Origin of the sequence: Roseiterribacter gracilis, assembly GCA_018332375.1 — a bacterium.
Lineage (GTDB): Bacteria > Pseudomonadota > Alphaproteobacteria > BOG-932 > Roseiterribacteraceae > Roseiterribacter > Roseiterribacter gracilis.
In genome coordinates this window covers 365,047-381,338 of the sequence record BOPV01000001.1, presented here as the reverse complement: position 1 = coordinate 381,338, position 16,292 = coordinate 365,047, and the positions used below count along the sequence as shown (strand labels likewise).

Annotated in this window: 19 protein-coding genes; 9 read left to right on the top strand and 10 right to left on the bottom strand. The window is 64.0% G+C overall.

Annotation, left to right across the window (positions count from 1 at the left end; genetic code table 11):
* On the top strand, nucleotides 1-1,137 hold the full coding sequence (locus TMPK1_RS01840; protein ID WP_420241077.1) for a glycosyltransferase: 1,137 nt from the start codon (nucleotides 1-3) through the stop codon (nucleotides 1,135-1,137).
* Between the two features lie 29 nt (nucleotides 1,138-1,166).
* Here TMPK1_RS01840 and TMPK1_RS01835 read toward each other — a convergent pair whose 3' ends face one another.
* Together TMPK1_RS01835 and TMPK1_RS01830 are read right to left on the bottom strand one after the other, a co-directional pair.
* The gene (locus TMPK1_RS01835; RefSeq protein WP_420241076.1) at nucleotides 1,167-1,529 is read right to left on the bottom strand and encodes a response regulator; all 363 of its coding nucleotides are present in this window, start codon (nucleotides 1,527-1,529) and stop codon (nucleotides 1,167-1,169) included.
* A 127-nt stretch (nucleotides 1,530-1,656) separates the two neighbouring features.
* A complete protein-coding gene (locus TMPK1_RS01830; protein ID WP_420241075.1) occupies nucleotides 1,657-1,986 on the bottom strand; it encodes a hypothetical protein in 330 nt (109 codons plus the stop codon).
* A gap of 113 nt (nucleotides 1,987-2,099) precedes the next feature.
* On the opposite strand from TMPK1_RS01830, the gene TMPK1_RS01825 reads away from it, so the two are divergent.
* Nucleotides 2,100-2,411: a hypothetical protein gene (locus tag TMPK1_RS01825; RefSeq protein WP_420241074.1), complete on the top strand. Its 312-nt coding sequence runs from the start codon at nucleotides 2,100-2,102 to the stop codon at nucleotides 2,409-2,411.
* 40 nt (nucleotides 2,412-2,451) lie between these two features.
* Here TMPK1_RS01825 and TMPK1_RS01820 read toward each other — a convergent pair whose 3' ends face one another.
* Nucleotides 2,452-2,637, bottom strand: coding sequence for a hypothetical protein (locus tag TMPK1_RS01820; protein ID WP_420241073.1), 186 nt, complete (start codon nucleotides 2,635-2,637; stop codon nucleotides 2,452-2,454).
* 59 nt (nucleotides 2,638-2,696) lie between these two features.
* Between TMPK1_RS01820 and TMPK1_RS01815 the strand changes: the two genes are divergently transcribed.
* Nucleotides 2,697-3,005, top strand: coding sequence for a SemiSWEET family sugar transporter (locus TMPK1_RS01815; protein WP_420241072.1), 309 nt, complete (start codon nucleotides 2,697-2,699; stop codon nucleotides 3,003-3,005).
* Nucleotides 3,006-3,014: 9 nt separating this feature from the next.
* Here TMPK1_RS01815 and TMPK1_RS01810 read toward each other — a convergent pair whose 3' ends face one another.
* On the bottom strand, nucleotides 3,015-3,932 hold the full coding sequence (locus tag TMPK1_RS01810; RefSeq protein WP_420241070.1) for a class I SAM-dependent methyltransferase: 918 nt from the start codon (nucleotides 3,930-3,932) through the stop codon (nucleotides 3,015-3,017).
* A gap of 100 nt (nucleotides 3,933-4,032) precedes the next feature.
* Between TMPK1_RS01810 and TMPK1_RS01805 the strand changes: the two genes are divergently transcribed.
* The 4 genes from TMPK1_RS01805 (at nucleotide 4,033) to TMPK1_RS01790 (ending at nucleotide 6,984) form a co-directional block, all read left to right on the top strand.
* Complete coding sequence (locus tag TMPK1_RS01805; protein WP_420241068.1) at nucleotides 4,033-4,380, top strand: DUF6491 family protein; 348 nt, start codon at nucleotides 4,033-4,035, stop codon at nucleotides 4,378-4,380.
* A gap of 29 nt (nucleotides 4,381-4,409) precedes the next feature.
* The gene (chrA, locus tag TMPK1_RS01800; RefSeq protein ID WP_420241067.1) at nucleotides 4,410-5,657 is read left to right on the top strand and encodes a chromate efflux transporter; all 1,248 of its coding nucleotides are present in this window, start codon (nucleotides 4,410-4,412) and stop codon (nucleotides 5,655-5,657) included.
* Nucleotides 5,658-5,868: 211 nt separating this feature from the next.
* Entirely contained in the window at nucleotides 5,869-6,513 is a 645-nt protein-coding gene (locus TMPK1_RS01795) for a glutathione S-transferase family protein (RefSeq protein WP_420241066.1), read from the top strand.
* Nucleotides 6,514-6,555: 42 nt separating this feature from the next.
* Complete coding sequence (locus tag TMPK1_RS01790; protein ID WP_420241065.1) at nucleotides 6,556-6,984, top strand: response regulator; 429 nt, start codon at nucleotides 6,556-6,558, stop codon at nucleotides 6,982-6,984.
* A 1-nt stretch (nucleotide 6,985) separates the two neighbouring features.
* Here TMPK1_RS01790 and xrtA read toward each other — a convergent pair whose 3' ends face one another.
* The 3 genes from xrtA to TMPK1_RS01775 are packed head-to-tail and all read right to left on the bottom strand — an operon-like array spanning nucleotide 6,986 to nucleotide 10,709.
* Nucleotides 6,986-8,479: an exosortase A gene (gene xrtA / locus TMPK1_RS01785; protein ID WP_420241064.1), complete on the bottom strand. Its 1,494-nt coding sequence runs from the start codon at nucleotides 8,477-8,479 to the stop codon at nucleotides 6,986-6,988.
* Nucleotides 8,479-9,687, bottom strand: coding sequence for a TIGR03087 family PEP-CTERM/XrtA system glycosyltransferase (locus tag TMPK1_RS01780; RefSeq protein WP_420241063.1), 1,209 nt, complete (start codon nucleotides 9,685-9,687; stop codon nucleotides 8,479-8,481). Before TMPK1_RS01780 ends, xrtA begins: the two co-directional genes overlap by 1 nt.
* Nucleotides 9,688-9,689: 2 nt before the next feature.
* A complete protein-coding gene (locus TMPK1_RS01775; RefSeq protein ID WP_420241061.1) occupies nucleotides 9,690-10,709 on the bottom strand; it encodes a FemAB family XrtA/PEP-CTERM system-associated protein in 1,020 nt (339 codons plus the stop codon).
* A gap of 134 nt (nucleotides 10,710-10,843) precedes the next feature.
* On the opposite strand from TMPK1_RS01775, the gene TMPK1_RS01770 reads away from it, so the two are divergent.
* Entirely contained in the window at nucleotides 10,844-11,881 is a 1,038-nt protein-coding gene (locus tag TMPK1_RS01770; protein WP_420241059.1) for a YeiH family protein, read from the top strand.
* 124 nt (nucleotides 11,882-12,005) lie between these two features.
* Nucleotides 12,006-12,890: a LysR substrate-binding domain-containing protein gene (locus TMPK1_RS01765; protein ID WP_420241057.1), complete on the top strand. Its 885-nt coding sequence runs from the start codon at nucleotides 12,006-12,008 to the stop codon at nucleotides 12,888-12,890.
* On the opposite strand, the gene TMPK1_RS01760 is transcribed toward TMPK1_RS01765, so the two are convergent.
* Genes TMPK1_RS01760 through TMPK1_RS01750 form a run of 3 tightly spaced genes read right to left on the bottom strand, consistent with a single transcriptional unit; the run spans nucleotide 12,876 to nucleotide 16,278 of the window.
* Complete coding sequence (locus tag TMPK1_RS01760; RefSeq protein ID WP_420241055.1) at nucleotides 12,876-13,730, bottom strand: XrtA system polysaccharide deacetylase; 855 nt, start codon at nucleotides 13,728-13,730, stop codon at nucleotides 12,876-12,878. The two genes, TMPK1_RS01765 and TMPK1_RS01760, sit on opposite strands and share 15 nt — an antisense overlap.
* Nucleotides 13,730-14,773 (bottom strand): XrtA/PEP-CTERM system-associated ATPase, encoded by a 1,044-nt coding sequence (locus TMPK1_RS01755; protein ID WP_420241054.1) that lies wholly within the window; start codon nucleotides 14,771-14,773, stop codon nucleotides 13,730-13,732. Before TMPK1_RS01755 ends, TMPK1_RS01760 begins: the two co-directional genes overlap by 1 nt.
* An 11-nt stretch (nucleotides 14,774-14,784) precedes the next feature.
* Nucleotides 14,785-16,278 (bottom strand): TIGR03016 family PEP-CTERM system-associated outer membrane protein, encoded by a 1,494-nt coding sequence (locus TMPK1_RS01750; RefSeq protein ID WP_420241053.1) that lies wholly within the window; start codon nucleotides 16,276-16,278, stop codon nucleotides 14,785-14,787.
* Nucleotides 16,279-16,292 lie beyond the last annotated feature (14 nt).

Here is a 16,292-nt window from a genome sequence, read left to right as displayed (position 1 = left end):
ATGCAGCGCGCGGTCGATCGTCCGACATTGCTGCATGTCTTTTCGACCTTCGCGATCGGCGGGCCGCAGACACGCTTTGCGGTGATCGCCAACGCGCTGGGCATCCATTGGCGGCACCGGGTTCTGTCGCTCGACGGGCGCACCCAGGCGAAAGAGCTGCTGCATCACGAGATCGATTTCGAGTTGGTCGAAGATCCCGGCCACAAAGGCCAGGCGTTGCGCAACGTCGCGCGCGCCATCGCCTTTCTGCGCCGTACGCGACCGGCATTGCTGATCACCTACAATTGGGGCGCGGTTGAGTGGGCGCTGGCGGCGCGGCTGCTCAACTATCCGCATCTGCATGTCGCCGACGGGTTCGGGCCCGAAGAAGCCGACGGACAATTGCCGCGCCGCGTCCAGGCACGCCGAATCGCATTGGGCGGCCAGACGCGCGTGCTGGTCCCGTCCCGCACGTTGCTGACCGCAGCCGCCGCCTGGCGCGTGCCGCGCGCACGGTTGCGCTATGTGCCCAATGGAATCGATGTGGCGCGGTTCGTGCCGGCCGAGCACGCGTCCTCCACGCCCGTACGCGTCGGCGCGCTGTGCCCGCTGCGGGCGGAGAAGAATGTCGGGCGGCTGCTCGACGCCTTTGCCGCAGCGGCACGCACCCACGCGCGGTTGGACATCTGGGGCGACGGGCCCGAACGTCCGATGCTGGAAGCGCGCGCGACCGCGCTTGGCATCGCCGACCGCACCACCTTCCACGGCCATGTCAGCGATCCGGCCCCGGCGCTGGCGCAGCTCGATCTGTTTGCGATCACCTCCGACACCGAGCAGATGCCAATGGCGCTGCTGGAAGCGATGGCGACCGGCCTGCCGGTCGCCGCCACCGACGTTGGTGACATCGCGTCGATGCTGAGCGACGCGAACCGTCCGTTTGTGGTGAGCAAGCACGACATGGTCGCGCTGGCGGGCGCTCTGGCGACGCTGATCGACGATGGTGCGCTACGCACGCAACTCGGCAGCGCGAACCGCGCCAAGGTCGCGCGCGATTTCACGCTGCAGCAGATGGTCGATGGTTGGGAGGAGCTGTGGCGCAGCTTCGCCGCGAAAGCGGGACGCCAACCCGCTGCGAGCGCTGCACACCTAGAAGGCTGACAAATGGATCCCTGCTTTCGCAGGGAATTCTAATGCTTGGTGCCGCCGCCGACGCCGAGCGCGCTCTTGATCTGCTCGAGCTGCCAGGGCTTCGGTACCAACGGCAGGTCCGGCTTCTGATCGACTTGATACCCCGTGGTCAGCACGACCTTCACGCCCGGATGACGGTCGCCAACGATGCGTGCGAGCTCGGTCCCCGACATGCCGGGCATGCGGATATCGATGAACATGCAATCGATGGGCGGATTGGACGCGGCGACGAGCTCGAGCGCCTGCGATCCGTTGTACGCATCGAGCACGCGAAACCCCAACTCACGAAACAGCTCAACTGCCGTTGCGCGAACGCGGGGATCGTCATCGACGACGAGTACGGTTTTCTGCGTGTTGGTCATGTCCCGTGCTTTTGTGCGCCTGCTGACCAACTGAACAACCCTTGCCACGAGCTTGTTCCGCGATGCGGTTGGATCCTGGCATGTCCAAACGCCGTGACGGTGCGTTAGTTCTGCCGCTAGGCGGGCTTTAGGACTGTTCTGGCCGGTCGACAGGGCGCAGGCGCCGTCGGCCGGTAACCGATGCGGCGGCAATCACGAGCAGGGTCAGCGCGGGCGCGCCGCCGACTTCGGCCAGCTGCCAGCCGCCATAGCGAATCATGCAGCGTGCGACGGCGAAGAAACCTGGCGTTGCACGCGCCGTGCCTTGGTCGGCGAGTTCGACTTCGATCGCGCGCTGCTCGTCCACCTGGGTCTGGATGCGAGAGCCGACGACCGCCATCGCGGCGACGAGCCACAGTGCTGCAACACCCGCGACGATCTCGACCCAACCCAACCCGATGGACGACTTCTTCTCCATGCACGCGCAACCATGCGCGACCGCAGAAGTTCCACATGGAAGACCAGTATTGTCACGGCGGCCGGCACCGCAGGCTGGATCTGGGTTCCATCGGGAACAGTACAGCCCGATGCGTGCTTCTCAGGGCCATGGGCGAAGTCATCCGTTTTCCGATCGAACGCAGAGGCCAGTCGCATGACGGCATCGAGCCGTTACATGGCAGCCGTCTGCGCGTTCGTTCCGGCGGCCGCAAACTGACGCTTCGCTATGTCGAAGCACCGGCGGCGCAAGCCTGCATCGTCGATGTGCCCTTCCCCGCTGCCTGGGACGATGGCGACTTGATCGATGCCGATGAATTGGATCGCGCGTTGGATCACGTTGCGGTCTGGTGCGCTGCGCGCGCACGCCGCATTCGTCTGTCGTGGAGTTACAGTGGTGTGGGTTGAGCGCTACGCACGCGGGGGCGTCGGCTAAGCGCGAACGCGCTTACGCGTCTTGCTGCAGGATCTGCTGCGCGATCACGGTCGCGACTTGCGTCCATTCAATCGCTTCGTCGCTTTCGTCCAATTCGATGTGTGACGCGATGCGCTTCAACGCCATATCGAGCGACGCAGCGCCGTAGCGGTGCTTCCAGTCGATCGCGATCATCAGAATGTGGTTTGGGACGCTCACGGCCTCACTCTGCCAGGACAACGTGCACGGGGCGTAACCGGGCTGCGAAGGAGTTGCGAATGGCGCTGGATACGTCTCTGGCCAGTTGGGTTGGCGGTCTAGCTACGATCTGTTCGACGGCGAGTTTTATTCCCCAGGCCTGGAAAATAATCCGTGAGCGGCGCACCCACGACCTGTCGGTCGGCATGTATGCGGTGACCGTGGTGGGGTTTGCCCTGTGGACCACCTACGGGGTCGCGCTGGGCCAATGGCCCTTGATCGTCAGCAACGCGATTTGCCTCGTCGTGTCGGCGTTCATCTTGGCGATGACGCTGTTACCGCGTCCCAAGAAAGAGCAAGTCGCCGACGCGCTGGACCCGACGGCTTAGCGCGCGAAATCAACGGGGGCGCAGCACCAGCCAAGCGGCGCAGATCGTCAGGTCGGCGTCGCTCGCGTCGCTGAATGTTTCATGCAGCGCTTCGCGCGCGATGCGCGGCTGCGGCCAGCGCAGCTCCCACACTGTTTCGACATCGAAGCCGGCGCGGTCGCACGCGGCCAGCACGCGCGAATGCAGCATGCGGTTGGTATAGAAGCCGGCATCGGCGACAGCGCGCCGTTCCCAGAAGGTTGGCGCGAAGCGCAGATGTTCGAGTCCGCCGCCGAGATGGTCGTGATATTCGATGCCGTGGCTGGCCAAACCGCCTGGCGCCAGAACGCGTCGCGTCTCGTGCAGGAAGTCGTCGAACTCAGCCGCCGGCAGATGTTCAAGCACCGCGTCCGAGAACACGAGATCGACCGATTTGTCGGGCACGCGGCGCAGGCCCGCCAGCCCGTCGGTCGTGAACTGTGCATGCGACGCAGCCAGTACGTCGGCGAGATCCTGCACCTGTTCCAGATCGGGCGCCGGCGTGCCGCGTTCCCACAAACGTTGCGCGACGGCGCGATAGTGATCGAGCGAGCGCGTTGCATGATCGCCAGCATCGACGAACCAGCTACGCTTGGCACCGTTTGCAGCAGCACAGAGCGCGCGTCCGACGCTGTTGCCGGGACCAAGTTCCAACACGCCTTCGGGCTTTTTGCCGGCGCGATCGCAATAGACGCCAAGATGTTCGGCAAATCCGTCGACGACGCGTTCGACATTGCTGGCGAGATCGCCGGGCCGAAACAGGCCCAGCCGCTCGGCAAACCGTCGCGCCCCCGGCGTGTGATGCAACACCAGCTTGGCCCCAAGCTTTCCCCACCACGGGATCGGCAGACCACGCGCATGGTCGGCCTCGGCGTATTTGATGAGCGCTGTCTGGGGCTGGTCTGACATTGCGACCCACCCTCACGGGCAGGTGTTGATTGTTTCTAAACATTGCGGACTGTGACCCAACGGTTTCATGGGCCAGTTCGATCCGTCCAGGAGTCAGCCAATGCGACCCGCACCGGTATCTCTCGCGCTTCTTCTCTTGGCCGGCTGCGCCCAGCCCGCGCCGCCGCCGACCCAACCGGTCGCGGATGCGCGGATTTCCTTCTTCACGCTCAGCGTCGACGACTGGAAGGCCGAGGACAGCAGCGCGGTCCTGATCCGGACCAAGGACCGGCACTATTACCGCGCCACCATGCTGGGCCCGTGTCCCGATCTGCCTTGGGCAGGCTTGGCGCTGGGCTTCGACACGCGCGGTGGTCAGGATCTCGACCGGTTCGGCGCGGTCATCGTCAAAGGCCGTCGCTGCCCGTTCAAAGATTTCTACGAGATCCCGCCCGTCGCGGGCTGGTAGCGGCGTGGCGCGCGCGCTACGCCCAGCGCATGACGCTGCACGACACGCCGCAGAAGCACGGCGTCAACTATGCCGAAGCAACGCGCGTCTGGGCGCGGATTGCCGCTTTGTCGTTCGGCGGTCCGGCCGGACAGATCGCGGTCATGCATCGCATTCTGGTCGACGAGTTACGCTGGGTCAGTGAAGCGCGATTTCTGCACGCGCTGAATTTCTGCATGTTGCTGCCCGGTCCCGAGGCGCAGCAGCTCGCGACGTATCTCGGCTGGTCGTTGCACGGCGTGCGCGGCGGCGTGACAGCAGGCGCGTTGTTTGTGCTGCCCGGACTTCTCTGCCTGATGGCGCTGTCCTGGATTTACGTTCTGTACGGGCACGTACCCGCGATCGCGTCGATCTTCTTCGGCCTGCAATGCGCGGTGCTGGCGATCGTGGCGCAGGCGCTGTGGCGCGTCGGCAAACGCGCGCTGCGCACGCGCACCGCTTTGTTGGTTGCGGTTGCATCGTTCCTTGCGCTGCGCGGATTCAACCTGCCCTTCCCGCTGGTCGTGATAGCTGCTGCTGCAATCGGTTGGATTGCGTTGCGCCCGGCAGTGATCGAACCGGCCACAGACGCGACGATGCAACGCGCATCGCCGCTGCGCGCTGCGATCGTTGCCGCTGTGTTGTGGCTGTTGCCGGTGGTGGTGCTGTTTCTGCTGTTTGGTCCCGACGCCACCTTCACGCGCGTCGCCTCGTTTTTTAGTCGGTTGGCTGTGGTCAGTTTCGGCGGCGCCTATGCAGCGCTGGCCTATGTCGCGCAGCACGCCGTCGAAACCGAACATTGGCTTAGCGCGTCGGAGATGCTCGACGGGTTAGGCATGGCCGAGACGACGCCCGGCCCGCTGATCATGGTGGTGCAGTTCGTCGGGTTTCTTGCCGGCTATCGTCCGTCGGGGAGTCTTCTGGCCGGCACCTTGGCCGGGCTGCTCACGACGTGGGTGACGTTCGCGCCGTGTTTCGTCTGGATCTTTCTCGGCGCCCCCTATGTCGAACGTCTGCGCAGCAACAAGAAGCTGGCGGGCGTGCTGGCTGGAATCACCGCTGCCGTCGTCGGCGTCATTGCCAGCCTGGCGGTCTGGTTCGCGCTGCATTTGCTGTTCGCAGCAGGCAGCATGACGCCTGATTGGCGCGCGTCCCTGCTGACCGTGCTTGCGTTGCTGTTGTTGTTCGCCGCCAAACGCGGCGTGTTGACGGTGCTCGCAGTGTGCGCCGCGGGCAGCGTGGTTCTCGCGCAGCTTTAAGGACCGGCGCGCATCAGCTCGTGCAGTTGCATCAGTCCGACTCCTGCCATCGCAACTTGATGACAAGGCTCTGGCCGATACCCGCGTACGGGCAAGTCTGTTGGCGGCATTTGCATTCGCGGTCCGTTCAAAACCGGCCGTGTTTTCGGACAGGATGTGGCCACGGCGCGGTCTTCGGCCTATCTCTCGACGACACGAATGCGAGGGCGCGATGCGTACGATCTGGGGCCGACGAAATTCGTTCAACGTGCAAAAAGTGCTGTGGCTCGCCGACGAGCTGGGCCTGACCTACGAACATGTCGCAGCCGGCGGTAGTTTCGGCGGCCTCGATACCGACGAGTTCCGCGCCCGCAATCCGCACCAGCGTGTGCCCGTGCTCCAGGACGACGACGTCGTCTTGTGGGAGAGCCATGCAATCTTGCGTTACCTGGCGGCGCGCTATGGCAGCGGCACCATCTGGTCGCCCGATCCTGGTGTCGAGTCGCGATCGGATCGTTGGGTCGAATGGTCGTCGACGACGTTGCTGCCCGCCTTCACACGACTCTTCTGGGGCTTTTTCCGTACGCCCGAACAGGAGCGCAACCAGGCTGCGATCGACAAGGCGCTGGCAGAAACCACCCGCGCCTACGCGATGCTCGACGAGCAATTGTCGTTGCAGCCCTATGTTGCCGGCGACCATCTAACGCTTGCCGATATTGCCGCAGGTACGCCGCTCTACCGTTGGTACAATCTCGACATTGCGCGGCCCGACATGCCACATGTCGACGCTTGGTACCGCCGCCTGCAAACGCGCAGCGCATATCAAACCAACGTGATGGTTTCGTTCGAAGAACTGCGGGGCCGCAGCGCTTTCTGACAAGATCATGCTTAACGACGGACCCTTTCGGGAATCGCGACGTTGGTCCGTAGAATAGGCTTGGCGATGCAGGTGAACATGGCGCAGGCAAACCCGCCCAAACGGGTGTTGGTGGTCGAGGACGAGATGCTGCTGGCGCTGGATTATGCGCGCGCGCTCGAAGATTGGGGCTTTGTACCGCTTGGACCGGCGTCGACCGCCGATGAAGCGGTTGCGACATTCGAACGCGAAGGCGCCGACGCAATCACGATGGATGTGCGACTGGCGGACGGATCCAACGGAATCGACGCAGCCCGCCGCATTGCGGCGCTGAGCAGCGTGCCGATCGTGTTCGTCACTGGGAATGCCGACGGACGGTCGATGGTCGCGATGCGCGAGATCGAACCGCTCGCCATTCTTCCCAAACCGCTCGACGAACCGTCGCTGCGACGCGTTTTGGAGCTTGCGTTTCAGATGACACCGGTCACCTGAGTTAGCGCACAGCCCGCTGTAACAAAGGTTGCAGCGTTGTTTGCAGCGGCGACAGTGCGCGCAGCAATGCGATCGCTTCATCCTGCGCATTGTCCGACGCAGGCACCAGCACGGCGACTGCAGCGCGCGGCAGGCGCGTTGGTGCCATCGCTGCGCGCAGACGCGCCGCACCGCCGATCGATGCAGGCTGTCCCTCGACCAACGGCACGACGAACAGAACCTGACGCTGCCCGTGCGCTTGGAAGTCGCGACGCAGCGACGGCAAGCTGACGCCGTCGACGAGCAGCGGCTGCGAACGGTCGCGGCTTTCGATCGGCTCGCCGTCATGGTCGCGATCGACTGTCAGATCGGGTTTGAGCGCGCCGAAATCCGACGCCATCACCAGACGCAACGAACCCGGTCGCACATGCGGGCCAACCAGATCGAGTTCGACCGGCGCCTGCGCGAACAGGTGTTCGCCGATTGGGTGCGCTTCCAGCGCACCGACCTGCGCACCCGCCAACACGTCGACGCGCAGTTGCGGCGACAAAGCCCGCGCGGCGAGTTGCGGCAGCGCCACCAGCAACAAAGTCGCAGCAGCGATCGCGGGCAGACGCGCACGCGATGCGGGCAGCGGTGCTGCGATCGGCGCTCCGGCGCCGCGCTGTTCGCGGAACGGCAAGCCCAGCGCGATCAACAGAAACAGAACCAGCGTGAAGAAGATCCAGCCATACAGAACATGGTCGGTCGCGGCGGCTTCGGCGCTGCCGATCCAATGGCCGACCAGCACGATGCCCAGCGCGCGAAACCCGTTGGCGATGATCGGCACGACCAGCGACACGCCGAAGAAAATCAGGCGCCGCGTCCAGCTGCGGAAAATCAGATAGGCGTAGAGCGCACCGAACGCGACCGAGGCGATCAGAAAGCGCAAACCGGCGCAGGCTTCGGCGACGAAGAAACGGCCTTCCGGAATTTCGATCATCGTCGCGTCGAAGAAGACCGGCACCTGCATCATATGCAGGCCGGTGACGATGAAGTCGCGCGTGAAATTTTGCAGCGCCGGCACCAGGAACTCGCCGGTCGGCACCAGAAAGAAGAGATACAGAAACTCAAAGATGAAAGCGCGCCAGAAGCGCGGCCCCAGCAACGTTGCCAATACGATCTGCAGCATCAGCATCAAGCTGAGCTGGCGTCCTTCGAGCACGCCCGCACGTTGCGCCAGCAACCAAAGTGCCGCCGCAACGGGAATGAGCAGCAAGGGCCAGGCCGATGGCGACGGCGTCCAGACCTGCAACTCGCGTCGCCGTTCCCAGAAGAGGTAGGCGACGATCGGTAGGATCAGCCAACAATGCGTATAGGCGGTCGACTGATCCCAGACGCGCACCGCACCCGCGATTTCGGTCGGATAGAGAAACGCGAACAAGGCCAGCGCAACCGCAATGGTCGCCAGCACCGCGCGCCAAACCGCTGCACGACGCGGGGTCGTGTCGGCGACAGCAAGGTCGAGCAGCGCCATCAGGCCGCCTGCTGCCACACGGCGCGCAGGCCTTTCAGCCGTTCCGACCAATCATAGCGCTGCACCACCGCTGCACGCGCTGCCGGTCCCAGCTTGGCCCACTGCCCGTCCAGCACTTCGCAAACGAGACGTGCGAAGCCTTCTTCGCTTTCGCTGAGCAGCAATTCGCGCGCGTGGTCGGCTTCGATCCCTTCGCGCGCCTGCGGCGTGGCGACGACGATCTTTCCCATCGCCATTCCTTCCAGAACCTTGTTCTGGATGCCGCGCGCGATGCGCAACGGTGCGACCACGACGCCGGCATATTGAATCCACGGGCGCGTATCGGCGACGCGGCCGGTCACGTGCACGTCGCTTCCCGCCAGCCCCTGCACACGCTCGGTCGGGTTCGATCCGACGATCCAGAATTGTGGCCCTTCACCAAATTTGAATCGCGGCATGGTACGCAGGATCGGCATCACGCGCGTGACGAACCATTCGACCGCGTCGATATTGGGCGCGTAATCCATTGCACCGGTGAAGACGATGCGGTTGGTGCTCGCCGGGTAGGGATCTTCGTAGGACGAGGTTGGATCGAAGCGTTGCCAGTCGACGCCGTTCGACATCCAGGTGACACGCGCCGCCAGTTCGGGTGCGATCTCGAGGAAGCGGCGCATCTCGGCTTCGCTGACGAAGATGGTTTCGTCGAAGCTCTGCGCCAGTTTCTTTTCGTAGGCGAACAAGGTTCGCCATTCGCGCGACCAAACCAGATTGGCGGGAAAGCGCGACGTCTCGCCCAGCTCGCGCCATTTCAGCGAGTCGACGTCCACCATGTCGAGAACGCGACGCTTCAGTGCAAGCCCGTCCAGGTACGGCGCCATCGCCGAAGAAAAAACGAACGCCTTCTGGATATTGTTTGCACGAACCGTAGCACGCACCCACCGTTGCAGTTCTGGATGATGAAAATAGCCAAGCGACAGCGGCTTCCCCGGTCGCAAACGCAGCAGCGCATGGATCTTCTGCTGTAGCGGCGACACCTGCACCGCTTTCACCTCGGCGCAGACTTTCTGCAGCGAGTCGAGATAGCGCAAGTCGTGCGGATCATCGATCAGGCAACCAAGCCGCACGCGATGCGTGCGCGCCAGCTGCTCCAACATATGCCACGACCGGATCTTGTCGCCTTTGTTGGGCGGAAACGGGATGCGGTGCACGAGAAAGAGAAGTTCGTCCACGCTCACCCCAGATTGCGCACGACCAACGGGCCGAGCGCGTTGGCGACGGGAAGCGGCAGACGTTTCCACGCAGCGATGAAGAGTTTGAATTTCGGATTCAGCGGATTGAGATCCGGCACGCTCTGCCCTTGCGGCAATTGGAACGAATAGGTCAGCGGCGTCGGTTCGAAGCCCCAGTTCTTTTTGAACGAATAGGCGCCGGTGCCGACTTTCGAGCGGCCGAAATCGAACGTCCCGCCGCCCTGCTCGGCCAAGCGGTTCATAACCGACCAATACAGAAGATCGTAGCCACCGCCGCGCGCCGCATGCGTACCGCCGCCGTAATAAGGCAGCACTTCACCGCGCCACCAAAAGCTCAATACCGACGCGATCGGCGTGCCGCGGTCATGCACGGTGGTGACGTCGGCTGCTTCGCCGAACACGTCGAGCAGCGCTTTGAACCAGCGTTTGGGAAAGACCGGCGTGCCGAGATTGCGCACGCTTTCGGCGTAGACACGGTGGCACGTCGCCCAGTCGCGCGACGCGCGCGCTTCGAGATCAGTGTCCAAGACTTTGCGCAGCACCGCGCGCTGCTTGCGCGGGATCGCTTTCAGATTGTCGTCTCGGTTGGTGCCGACCTGGCGGCGGAAGATCGCGTAGAGGCCTTCTTTCTCGGTGAAGCCAGGCAGCTTGCTGCGCAGCTCCAGCCGCGTCGCACCGCTTTGCTGCAGCTGGTCGCGCGCGTGGTCGGTCAGCGCAGTCAACGCCGCACTGTCCGAAGCCAGCGGTCCGCCTTGGACCGAAAACGCGTTCGAGATCAGCGCATGACCGAAGACGCGACTTTTGATCTCGGTCAGCGGCAAGACGCCGACCAGCGCACCGTCGCGTTCGGCGAGCGCATAGCGCGTGCGATGGCCGAAGCCACGTTGGATCGCCTCAGACCAACCGCTGCGATGAAAGAAGGTCGCGTCCGGATGGGCGTCGACGAAAGCGTCCCAACGCGCGCGATCGTCGTCGCGCATTGGTCGTACATGAATGGTCATTTGCGGGGCGCCAGAGAGACATTTGCGTGTTCGAGCACCGCCCCGGAACGCGCGCTGTGTCCGCCTAGTTTCGCTCCGATCTTCGATCGTGATAATAGATCGTTCTGAGCCAATAAATCCATTGGACCGATCGGATGCTGGCGCCCACCTTTTCCAGCATGACGCATGTAATTGCCCCGCCGGCAGCGACGGAAATCCGGCGGTTTTCCTGGGTTGCGGGCTTGGCGCTGGCCGCTGCCTTGGCGCTTGCCGGGCTGGCGCTACGCCAATTGCCGGGCCTGGCCCTGTTCAGCCCGATGATCCTGGCCCTGCTTCTGGGGCTGGCGCTGCGCGCGATGATCGGCAGCAAGCCGGTGCTGACTCCCGGCCTGCGGTTGGCCGCACGTCCGGTTTTGCGCGCGGGCATCATTCTGCTCGGTCTGCAGCTCACCGCATCCGAAGTCGCAACGATCGGCGCGCGCGGTCTGCTCATCGTCGCGACGTCGCTGGTCGCCACCTTCTTCGTCACGCGCCGTCTCGGTGTGTGGCTGCGCGTCGAGCGCGGCCTGGCCGAATTGCTGGCTGCTGGTACGTCGATCTGCGGCGCGTCAGCGATCGTTGCAACCAACGCCGTGACGCGCGCACCGGAAGAAGACGTCGCCTATGCCGTCGCCTGCGTCACCTTGTTCGGCACGATTGCGATGCTGCTTTATCCGGTGCTGCCGCTTGGGCTGAGCGCGACCAATTTCGGCCTGTGGAGCGGCGCTTGTATTCACGAAGTCGGGCAAGTCGTCGCCGCCGCCTATCAGAACAGCGAGCAAGCGGGTGAAACCGGCACGATCGCCAAGCTCGCGCGCGTTGCAATGTTGGCGCCGCTGGTGCTGAGCCTCGGCTTTGCGCGCCGCACCGCCAAGGAGCGAGATATTCCGGCCGCGGCACCGCCCGTGCCGTGGTTCGTGTTCGGCTTCGTCGCGATGATCGTCGTCGCCAGCCTCTATCCGATTCCGCACGCGGCCAAACAACTATCGGCGCAGATCGCGGCGTTTCTGCTGGCCACTGCGCTGGCCGCAATGGGGTTCGAAACCAGCTTCGCCGCCTTGCGCAGCAAGGGAATTCGCCCGCTGCTGCTGGCCGCCTCGGCGTCGCTGTTCATCGCGCTGTTCAGCTTCCTGCTGTTGTGCGTCAGCACATGACGCTCGAACAACTTCGCCTGTTATTCCCCGCGAAAGCGGGGATCCATCGTCGGCACGGCACAGATTTTCGCGATTACGCTGCAGCGGCGGTTGCATGGATCCCCGCCTTCGCGGGGAATTTGACATGACGCTCGAACAACTTCGCCTGTTCATCTCGGTCGCGTCGCTCGAACATATGACGCGCGGCGCGGCTGCTGCGGGCCGCACGCAATCGGCGACCAGCGCGGCCATCGCGTCGCTGGAGCGGCATTTCGGCACCAAGCTGTTCGACCGTGTCGGCCGCCGCGTCGCGCTGACCGATGCTGGTCGGTTGTTGCTGCAAGAAGCGCGCGTGCTGATCGCGCGCGCCGACGCGCTGCAAGTCTCGATGCAGGAACTGGCGGGCCTGGCGCGCGGCCGCGTCGCGATCCATGCCAGCCAAACCATCGCGGCCTATTGGCTGCCTGCGAAGCTGGCGGATTTCCGCAACAAACATCCCGACGTCGAAGTCGCTGTCGCGATCGGCAATACGCGGCAAGTGGCGCATTCCGTGCGCGACGGCAGTGCCGATATCGGCTTTGTCGAAGGCGCGATCGGTCTCGACCATCTCGACGAGCGCAGCTTTGACGGCGACCGGTTGGCGTTGCTGGTCGGCGCGCGGCACGTCCTGGCGGACAAAAAGAAACTCGACGCTGCGACGTTGGCGAACGCCGACTGGGTGTTGCGCGAACCGGATTCAGGCACACGCACCGAATTGGAAGCGGCGCTTCCGTCGTTCGGCGTCGATCCGTCGAAATTGCGCGTCGTGCTGGAATTGCCGTCGAACGAGGCGGTGCGCGCCGCCGTCGAAGCGGGCGCCGGCCTGACTGCGATTTCCGAATTGGTCGCCGAAGCGTCGTTGCGCGCCGGCACGCTGAAACGGTTGGAGCCGACCCTGCCCGCGCGCCATTTCGCGCTGGTCACGCATCACGAACGCAATCTCAGCGCCGCAGCGCAGGCCTTCGTCGCAGTGGCGTTACCGCGGCTCTAAAAAAACGCGGTCCATCCGGTCCCAGGCAAAGTCGCGCACGAGACGCTGCAACTTGCGCTCCATATGGCCGAGGCCCGTGTAATGGCGTACGCGCGTCTTCCAGTTGATATTGGCGACGCGCGGCTGGTCCGCATCGATCTCCCAGGGATGGAAATAGAACACGGCCGGGCGTCTCTCGCCGTCGACGACGCGACGCATGTTCGAGCGTGAAATGCCGTAGGGCAGCAGACGGAACCAGCCGCCGCCCGATGCGGGCAAGGTCTTTCCCATCCGCACGCAAGTCGTCATTGGTACTTCCAGCAAACCGCCACGCTGATGCGGTTCGCGCGGCGCGTGCACGTCGCCGTAGAAATCGTGTTTCACCGGGTAGGTCGAGCTGTCGTAGCGATAGCCTTCTTCGGCCAGTACTTCGAACGCCCACGGATTCTTCGGTCCGATCGAAAAGGTCGCGGCGCGATAGCCGACGACTTCGGTTTCGCCGGCTGCTTCCAGCGCGCGTTTGGTGCGGCGAATGTCGGCGCGAAACTCGTCCGGCGTCTGCGCATCAGCGCGCGTGTGGTTCCAGCCATGGCTGGCCAGCTCGTGCCCCTGCTCGACGATGCGGCGAATCAACGACGGATGGCGTTCGGCGACCCAGCCAAGCGTGAAAAACGTCGCTTTGACATTGGCGTCGGCGAACAGGCCCAGCAAGCGGTCGGTATTGGCCTCAACCCGGCGCGGCAGCGAATCCCATTGATCCCGCGCGATCGCACCGCTGCCTTCGAACGCCCAGACCTGAAACCAGTCTTCGACGTCCACCGACATGGCATTGACCACACGCGCTGGTGCGCGCTGTTGCATCAACCGCCCTCGACATAGCGCGAGGCGATTTCGATCGCGCGCTGGATGGTTTGATGATGCTGCTCGACGCGGTCTTCGACGGTGCGCAGCCGGCGCAGCACATCTTCGTCGCAATTGCCGCTGCGCACCGAGCGTCCCAGCTCGGAGACGAGCTGCGCCATGTCGCCCCGCGGCGTGCCGTTGGCGGCTGCGCGCAGCGCGCCGACGCCGCGATTGTCGACCACCTGCCCGATTTCGCGTTCGAGGTCTTCGGCGACCTTGACCACGTCCTGCGCGTCGATCGACGCGCGCTCTTCCAGGAACGCGAACAGCAGCAGGCGCGAGCACAGCGTGTTGATCTTGCGCGGCACGCCGCCGGTGGCGCGGTGGATTTCGACGAAGGCGCCGTCGGTGAAATGCGGATTGTCGTTCCACTGCACCGTGTGCAGACGATGTTCGATATAAGCGCGTGTCTCGGTCGCGCTCATCGGACCCAGATGGTACGAGGCCAGCACGCGCTGACGCAGCTGTTCCAGTTCGGGCGCAGCCAGCACGGCGCGGAATTGCGGCTGGCCCAGCAAGAAGCTCTGCAGCGGCGGCGTCGATCCACCCGAGGTGAAGTTCGACAACATGCGCAGCTCTTCCAGCGAAGACACCGCCAGGTTCTGCGCTTCGTCAACGATCAAGAGGCAGCGTTTGCCAAGCTGGTGATTGCTCGCCAGCGTCTTTTCCAGACGCGACAACACAGTCGCCTTCTCGACGCCGGCCGTCTCGATGCCGAACGCATTGGCGACCAACCGCAGCGTGTCGTCGGCGGTCGTGTTGGTCGTGGTGATTTTGGCGGTGATGTATTTCTCGGGATCGAGCTCGGCGCACAGATGTTCGACCAGAGTCGTTTTCCCGGCGCCGACGTCACCGGTGATGATGATGAACCCTTCGCCCTGATTCAGGCCGTAGGTCAGATGCGCCAGCGCACGGCTGTGCACCGAGCTGCCAAAGAAGAACCGGCTGTCCGGCGTAAGCTGGAACGGCAGGCCGCTTAGATGGAAGAAATCGGTGTACAAAAATGCGCCCTCTAGAATGTCTTACGAAGGCCGACCGTAATCACGTTGGTGTGACTATCGTCCTCGACACGAAACCCACCTCGGAACGACGTGGCGCCCGGTGAGGTGCGCGAATAGTAGGAATAGCGCGCGTACGCGGTGAATCCGTCGCCGAGCTGCCGGTTGTAGCCAACGCCGACATTCCACTCATTGTCGTCGCCGCCGATACCAGTAGCTCCGGTTCGAACGCGATAGCCGAGGTTGAAGTTCCCGCTGGAATAGGGATTGAACTCACGCGAGACGTTGAATGAAACGCCGCGCGTCACCTGCAGCGGCTGGCTGACCGGCGTATTGCTCACCGCCACGCGTCGTTCGCTGAAGGCGCTCAAGGTCATGCCGGTCCGTTCGATGCCGGTCCAGGTCACGCCGATCCGGCCGCCGCGCGCGCGGTAGACCGCGTTGTCGATGCTGAAATTGCTGTCATCGAGATTGAACAGCGGGTTGCGCGCTTCATCGAGCGGGCTGCCCGTAATGTCGTCGCGTTCGAAGATCGCGGTGTTGTTGGCGATCTGCTCGGCGCTGGTGGTCAGGCCTTCGCGCCAATTGCCGAACACGCGCACGAACGGCGCAACCTGCCACGACGCATTGGCTTGCAGGCCGTTGATGCCGTCGCGACGGCCGTAGGTGATGCGCACCTGACTGTCCGCGTTCGGCGTCCAATGGATGCCACCCAACCACGTGCCGCCTTTGACGCGCACGCTGGTGCCGCTGCCATCGAAGGTCGCGAACTTGACGTCTTCATAGCCGGCGCCGCCGATCAGCCCGATCGAACGATCGATGTGATACTCGCCTTCGCCGCCGACGCGATCGCGACGCGCATTGTTGAGCACGCCGCCGCCATCGATGCGTTGGCCGATTGCATAGCCGCGCGCTTCGAGCCGTCCAAACTCGCTGCCCGTCGTGCCGGTCAGCGCAAACATCTGCTGGCGCGAATCCGCGCCCGAACCAAAGCGGCGGAAGCTGCTGGAGCCGACATTGTCGAACTGGTTGTCGCCGGTCGCGGTCTGGGTGAAGCGATAGCGCGCTTCGAGCTGCGCCGTGCCGCTTAGATGGACGCGATAGAAGGGCGAGATCGAATAGGAATAGACCTGCGTACGGTCGTTCTCGGCCAGCGGCGCATTCTCGTCGCCGAAGCGGCGGTTGCCCGAGATCGAACGTTCGGTGCCGAAGGCGCGCGCATCGACGAAGAAATTGTCCAGCGGGTTGACCAAGGCCGTGCCGCTGAAACGCTGCTCGACATTGTTCTCGCTGGTCTGGTTGGCGTAGAGCCGCACCGTTGGCTGATAGTCGAAATTGACGCGCGCGCGGGCGCCGTCGCTGCGCAGATTGAAGCCCGGCGCGATGGTGGTGATCCAGTCGCTGCGCTTGTCCAGGTCGGTATCGAACGCATTGTCGGTGAACGACTCCGACACTTCGATACGCGGCGTGAAGGTCCATTCGGCATGCGCCGTGGCGCAGACGAACATCGGGAGCGGCGCAA